Annotated in this window: 5 protein-coding genes; all 5 read right to left on the reverse strand. The window is 51.2% G+C overall.

Annotated features, from left to right (window positions below; genetic code table 11):
* Window positions 1-2: 2 nt before the first annotated feature.
* The gene (locus N0M98_RS27380; RefSeq protein ID WP_259619741.1) at window positions 3-956 is read right to left on the reverse strand and encodes an ABC transporter permease; all 954 of its coding nucleotides are present in this window, start codon (window positions 954-956) and stop codon (window positions 3-5) included.
* Window positions 957-1,070: 114 nt separating this feature from the next.
* Window positions 1,071-2,666, reverse strand: coding sequence for an extracellular solute-binding protein (locus tag N0M98_RS27385; RefSeq protein ID WP_259619737.1), 1,596 nt, complete (start codon window positions 2,664-2,666; stop codon window positions 1,071-1,073).
* 121 nt (window positions 2,667-2,787) lie between these two features.
* Window positions 2,788-3,516 carry a helix-turn-helix domain-containing protein gene (locus tag N0M98_RS27390; protein ID WP_259619738.1) on the reverse strand — a complete coding sequence of 243 codons (729 nt, stop codon included), beginning with the start codon at window positions 3,514-3,516 and terminating at the stop codon, window positions 2,788-2,790.
* On the reverse strand, window positions 3,456-4,409 hold the full coding sequence (locus tag N0M98_RS27395) for a response regulator (protein ID WP_259619739.1): 954 nt from the start codon (window positions 4,407-4,409) through the stop codon (window positions 3,456-3,458). The genes N0M98_RS27390 and N0M98_RS27395 overlap by 61 nt, the downstream gene beginning before the upstream one ends.
* Window positions 4,402-6,201 carry a sensor histidine kinase gene (locus N0M98_RS27400; RefSeq protein WP_249863425.1) on the reverse strand — a complete coding sequence of 600 codons (1,800 nt, stop codon included), beginning with the start codon at window positions 6,199-6,201 and terminating at the stop codon, window positions 4,402-4,404. Before N0M98_RS27400 ends, N0M98_RS27395 begins: the two co-directional genes overlap by 8 nt.
* Between the last annotated feature and the right edge of the window lie 249 nt (window positions 6,202-6,450).

Consider the following 6,450-nt stretch of genomic DNA (forward strand, 5'->3'; position numbering starts at 1 on the left):
TCCTACCATAAGCTCGTTTCCGCCTTCTTGCGGGCAAAACGGTTGATCAGAATAAGCAAGGCGAAATTGATGACGGAATTAAACAACCCGATCGCCGCCGTATAACTGAAATCGCCTTTTTGAATCCCGTTGGTATAAATAAACGTTTGGATGACGTCGCTGGCATCCTTGTTCAAATTGTTCTGCATCAACAAAATTTTCTCAAAGCCGATATTCATGAAGTGGCCGACATCGAGAATGAGCAAAATGATAATAATGGGCAAAATACCCGGCAGCGAAACATGCCATATTCGGCGTAACCGGCTGGCTCCGTCCATCTTGGCGGCTTCATACAGCTGCGGATTGATGCCGCTTAAAGCGGCGATATAAATGATCGACTGCCAGCCCATATTCTGCCATATATTGGAGCTGATAAACACCGATTTAAACCATTCTCCGCTATCCAAAAAAGAGATTTTTTCCGCGCCCGTCGCATGAAGCAGCACATTGATAAAGCCCGTTTGGGAACCCAAAAACAGCTGCAGCATGCCGACGATAACGACGACCGAAATAAAATGCGGAATGTACGTTACGTTCTGCACCCACTTCTTAAATCCTTGGCTGCGGATTTCATTGATGAGCAGCGCCAGCAGAATCGGAACGGGAAAAGAAAACAGCAGCGAATACAAGCTGATTGAAATCGTGTTCCACAGCAATCTTCCGAAATAATAGGAGGAGAAAAAGCGCTCGAAATGCTCCAAGCCGACCCATTTGCTCCCCATAATCCCTTTGGCGGGCTGAAAATCTTTAAAAGCGATCTGTACCCCGTACATCGGTCCGTATTGAAAAATCAAATACCACGCGAGCGGGATCAGCAGCATGAGGTATAAATCGTATCTGACGAGGATTCGCCTGAGCAGCCGGCGCCGGGCCAGCGAGCTTCCGCCGATCTGAGCTGCCGGTACGGCTTGGGCCATACCGGGAGACGGCGGTTTCCGTTCGGTTTGCATGTTTGTCACCCCTGTAATAAGGCTTCCCGGTTACGGCGGGCACAGAACCTTCCTGTACCCGCTGCGCTGCGGACTTGTCGCTTACTTCTTTTTGTAATTCGTGTCGTACGCTTTTTGATAAATGGACTCGAGACGGGCCAAATCCATTTTTTCCAGCGTTTTCACATATTCATCCCATTTGTCGAATCCGACCGCGCCGGTAATCATTTTGCTCGTCGTTTCGGCTACGTAAGTATCGATATCCTGGCGGAGCGTATCGACTTCCTTGGCGGTTTTCTCGTCAAAGAGCGGAGCGCCGAACACTTGCTTAGGCATATACGGGTCCAGCTTCGTCTGCGCTTCTTGAACTTCCGCAGGATTGATAGCCGTAGCGTTTTTCTCGCTGATCAAATGAGGCGCGCCTCCGCCGGGCCATGGCGAGAATTGGCCGATCGTCGTTCCCGTGCCGCGCTTATCGTTCCAGATTTCGTCGGTATACTCCGGCAGGCCGTCTTTTTTCAAATTATAGGTTTGCCCCTCGATGCCGTAGCGGAAGAAAATGGAGCCTTCGTCGCCGTAAAAATAATCGATCCAGCGCATGGTCGCTTCAGGATGTTTATTGACCGAAGTAATGGCGAAGGTGCCGAAGTCTCTTGCTACGGGGTTCGCGTTCACCTTCTGATCTCCGTGAGGCCCCGCGAGCGGCGCAATCCCCATAAAATCGTCTTTTTTCTTGGTAAACGGGTCGCTCGCCTGATTATGGAAGAACCCTATATTGCCCGATGCCATCTTCCCGACAAACTGGGTTTCCGTTTGTGTGAACACTTCCTGATCCAGCAGCTTCTCCTGGTACAGCATATGCAGAAATTGCAGGTATTCTTTAAACCGGGGGTCCGTTACCCATATGTGAACCTTATCGTCCTTCACTTCCAGCTGATACCCCATCTGGCTTTCGAGTCCCCACGAGCCCGACATCGAGCCGATCAGCGCATCCCAGTTCCGCTCGCTCATAGGCAGATCGTCCTGCTTCCCGTTCCCGTTGGGATCGTTATCGCGGAACGCCTTGAGCACTTGAACCAAATCGTCCGTCGTCTTCGGCTCCTGCAAATTGAGCTTCTGCAGCCACGCTTTATTGAGCCACGGCTTGTTCGTTCTTCCCGCAGTCAGCGTTACGATGCCCGGCAGCGCGTAAATATGACCGTCGGGGGCCGTGATCGCCGGTTTGATGTCCGGGTATTGCTTGAACAGCGCCTGAAGATTCGGCGCGTACTTCTCGATCAAGCCCTCGAGCGGCGTGAGCATGCCGCTGCTGCCGTATTTCACCGCTTCGAGCGGCGTCAGTCCCGCCTTATACAAAGCGTCGGGGAGCTCATTGGAGGCAAACAGCAAATTTTTCTTTTCGGCGAACCCGTCTTGAGGAACGTCCTCCCACTCGATCTTCATGTTCGTCTTTTTCTCGTATTCCTGAAATACGAGCATGTTGGCGTAAGGACCGTTCGGCGGCGATTTCCTGGAGAAAAACTTGAGCGTCAGCGGCTGTTCCACGATGGGAAAGCCGGACGAGGCGACGTTCGAATCGGTCTTGGCGGCGGGTGAATTGCCTGCCGGTTTCTCTTCGCCGGACGTGCAGGCGACAGTCGCCGTCGTCATTAAAGCGGCAATCGACATTAACGATACACTTCTTTTTAACCTCTGCAATGAGGCGCCCCCCTTAGCGGTACATTATTTGTGAACGCTTTAATCTTATCAAAGAAAGCGATTACAAAAGACTGCAATAATACGTAAAAAAACTACAAAAATCGTAACTGGCCCGCTTGCGTCAGGAGGACGGCCCGTCCGGCTCTTCCTTGCTTTTGGCGTATTGATGCGGAGTCATGCCGACCGAATCCTTAAACACCTTGAAGAAATAATTGTAGCCGGAGAATCCGACGCGCTCGTATATCTGATTCACTTTATACCGTCCGCTGCGGATCAGCCGCTTGGCGTTATCGATCCGGATCTGATTCAAATAATCGGTGAAGTAGACGCCGGTTTCCTGCTTGAACAGCCGGCCCAAGTAAGAGGCGGTTATTCCCGCGCGCTCCGCTGCCAGATCCAAAGAAATGTTGTCGGCGTAACGGGCGTTAACATACTGCATCGCCGACACAACATACGGAGAATAGGAAGCGCGCTCCGGCTCGGGAGATAATTTTCCGATTAATTGCCGAAACAACTGCTTCACCCGCTGTTTGGCGCTATCGATCATCTCCGGCGAAGCCGGATCGTATCTCAAGGGGAGATCGTCGTCAACATAATCCTGATCTTTGCTGCCGGCTTTACGCCATATTTTATCCGCAAGCTGGATCAGCTCATTGACGGCGTTGGACACGGACGGCGAATCGTACGGCAGGCTTCCCAGCGCTTCGAACAGATCGTCGAGCAGCATGTCCGTCTTGAACCGGTCGAATTGTTCGACGGCTTGAAGCAAGCTTTTTTCTTGATGAAGCGTCAGCGTGAACACCTCGGCTTGTTCAATATAAGAATCGGCGGCAGGCCATTCGCGGGCCAAATCCCGCAAAGCGGATGAATAACTAAGCGGAATTTGCGAGAACTTGTGGCATATCGACCCGACGCGAAGGACACCTGAAGATTCAGGTACATCTCAAGCGAACTGGCGATTCTTTGCAGACAAGCATGGAGCCGCTGGTGAATGTCATTTTCGCTGCGCCCCTGCGGAAAGGCGGTCATCACCGCGAACTTCCCGTATTCCAGCTCTACGGCGATGCCGTTGTCCGTCTGGGCGATTCCTTGCTGAACCATATCCAGAATCGACCGCATTCTCTTATTGCGTTCCGATACCGTCTGGCCCTGTGCAGGGCCGTGCTGCTCGGAGGTTTGGATGACGGTGACGACCAGATTGCGCGCTCCGATCGGCGAAAGATGACGGAAGTAATCTTCAATCTTCGGGAACTGTTCTTCCAGGCCAAGCAGCAGTTCTTTAAAATAGTTGCGCGCCACATCCTGATTCAAGGCGGACCAATTTTTTTCGATATAGTTTAAATGCTGCGGCTTCTCCTCCGAATCGGTAATCTCCTGTTTGACCTTGCTCAAAATATCGAGCAATCCCGCGGCATCCAGACGATGCTTGAGCAAATAATCGACGGCCCCGTTCTTCATCGTCTCCCGCACATATTCATAGTTGTCGTAGCTGCTCAGAATGATCAATCTGATTCGCCCCGCCTGGTTGGCGCTCATATAGCGGGACAGCTCCACGCCGTCCATCCCCGCCATATTGATATCGGCAATGACGATATGCGGCTGTTCCCGCTCCATTAACTCGATCGCTTCCAGCCCGTTGCCGGCTTCGCCGCAAATGATCATTCCCTGCCCTTCCCAATCAATCAGATGGCGCATATACTGCCGGGCAATCAGTTCATCGTCCACCAACAGCACTTTAAACATGGCTCACATCCCCCCTGTTAACAGGAATTGTAATTTCGACTCTCGTAAAAGCCCCGGGTCTGCTAAAAATTTGCAGCCCGTATTCCGGCCCGTAAACCATCCGTATTCTCTCGTTTACGTTGCAAATCCCCATCCCTCCGGACCGGAACGGCTTCGTCCGTGCCGCATCGGCATCCTCCTCCAAGAGAAGCCTAATCTGCTCTGCCGTCATCCCGCCGCCGTTATCGGCGACCTCCAGCTTCAGCAAGCCGTTCTCTACGTACGCCTTTACGGTAATGATCCCTTTCTCCTTAATAACGCCCACGCCGTGCGTTACGGCGTTTTCCACCAAGGGCTGCAGTATCAGCTTAAGCACGGGAGTATCGAGCAGCTCAGGACTGATTTGATAATGAACGCTGAAACGGTCGATGTATTTATATTTTTGAATATTAATGTAGCTCTGAACGTAATGCAGCTCTTCCCTTAGAGGAATGAACTCCTTCGTGTTGCCCAGAACGCCCCTCAACAGCTCGATGAGCGAGGACGACACTTCTTCGATGTTGCTCGCATGGTTAAGACTTGCCATGTATTTGATCGTATTGAGTGAATTGTATAAAAAATGAGGACGGATTTGCGCTTGCAGCGCCGTTAACTCGGCTTCTCGCTTTAACCGTTCCCGCTGCTTGATCTCATTCATCGATTCCCGCAGCCGCCTCAGCATGTTTTGAAACACAAGAGATAGCTGGCCCACTTCATCTTCGGCGGTAATATGGGTAGCCGCTATGAAGCTGTCTTCCTGCACACGCTCCATCGTATTTCTCAGACGGCGCAAGTTTTTCGTAATATGCGAGGAAACCGCAGCGGAAACGGCCAGAACGGCCATGTACACGAGAAGCACAAGATTGATGATTTGATTTCTTAATGCCAGCGAATCTTTTAGCAGGGTATGCTCCGGAATGATGCCCACCGTCGTCCAGCCGGTAAAATCCGAGGTAGAGCTGACCACCAGCTGCTTTTCCCCGCCTATGGCCTCCTCCCGCACTTGGCTGGTCCCTACGAACTTGTTCAATTGGGCCGCCATATCCGTGGGACTGTCTGCAGGTTCCATGCTTTTGGCTGCCGCGGACGAATATACGATATCTCCGTTATCGCCGAGGATATATACGAAGCTGTCGTCGGACGGACGAATATCATAATTGCTTTGGATGATCTGATAGTCCAGGTCGATCATAACGACCCCGATGGGCTCGCGGTTGTACCGGATCGTCCGCGCTATCGTGAGCGTCTCCTCCCGTCCGTTATGATACTGCTTAATAAACGTTTTTTGTTCGGGAGCTTGAATGATTTGCTGTACGAGCTCTTCGTTCAGCGTCGTTCGATCCAGGTACGGCACCCCTACCGAAAAAATTTTCCCGTTCGTCCCGACAACGGCAATCCGGCTGATCTGCGATTTATAGGCCGTTAAATAAGAAAGAAAGCTGTTAATCTGCTTCTGTTCCTTAAACCATTCCAGCGAAATTTCGTAATTGTCGCTGCGCAAAACATCAATTACATTTTCCTGATTTGTCACGACAAGGGCCAGCAGATGATTGGCGTCCTTGAGCACGGCATTGACATTTTCATCCGCCCTGCGAATGCTGTCGGTCACATAAACGGTTGCATTTTTCTTGATGTTGTCCGTCAAATGAATATAGATGACAAGTCCGACAAGAAGCAGCGCCACCAGCATTAATAAACCGAAAGCCGCGAACACCTTGGCTTGAATGCTTTTTCTGAACAGGGCGAGAAGATTAAATTTGCGGTTCCAACGCACGCTGCTCCCTCCTTTTCACCTGTATTTTGGAAGCGTTGCCATTCTTCGCCGCTTTGTCCGCTTTTCTCCCTCGTTTAGAAGGGTGGTGAAAAAGTCCGCTGCGGCGTCCATTTGATCCTCCAATCGCTGATATGAACGAGACTTGTCAATAGGCAGTTTGTAACTCCCCTTGGTTTTCCCTTACCCCTTTTCATACAAGAGGGGTGAACAAGCTGAACTAGAAGGCAAAAGCTATCAACGGTGAGCAGT

Source organism: Paenibacillus doosanensis, from assembly GCF_025060755.1.
In the GTDB taxonomy this organism is placed as follows: Bacteria; Bacillota; Bacilli; order Paenibacillales; family NBRC-103111; genus Paenibacillus_S; species Paenibacillus_S doosanensis.

Coding starts and splice junctions, on each gene's coding strand:
- N0M98_RS27380 (WP_259619741.1), bottom strand. CDS start 956: ATGGCCCAAGCCGTACCGGCAGCTCAGATCGGCGGAAGCTCGCTGGCC.
- N0M98_RS27395 (WP_259619739.1), bottom strand. CDS start 4,409: ATGTTTAAAGTGCTGTTGGTGGACGATGAACTGATTGCCCGGCAGTAT.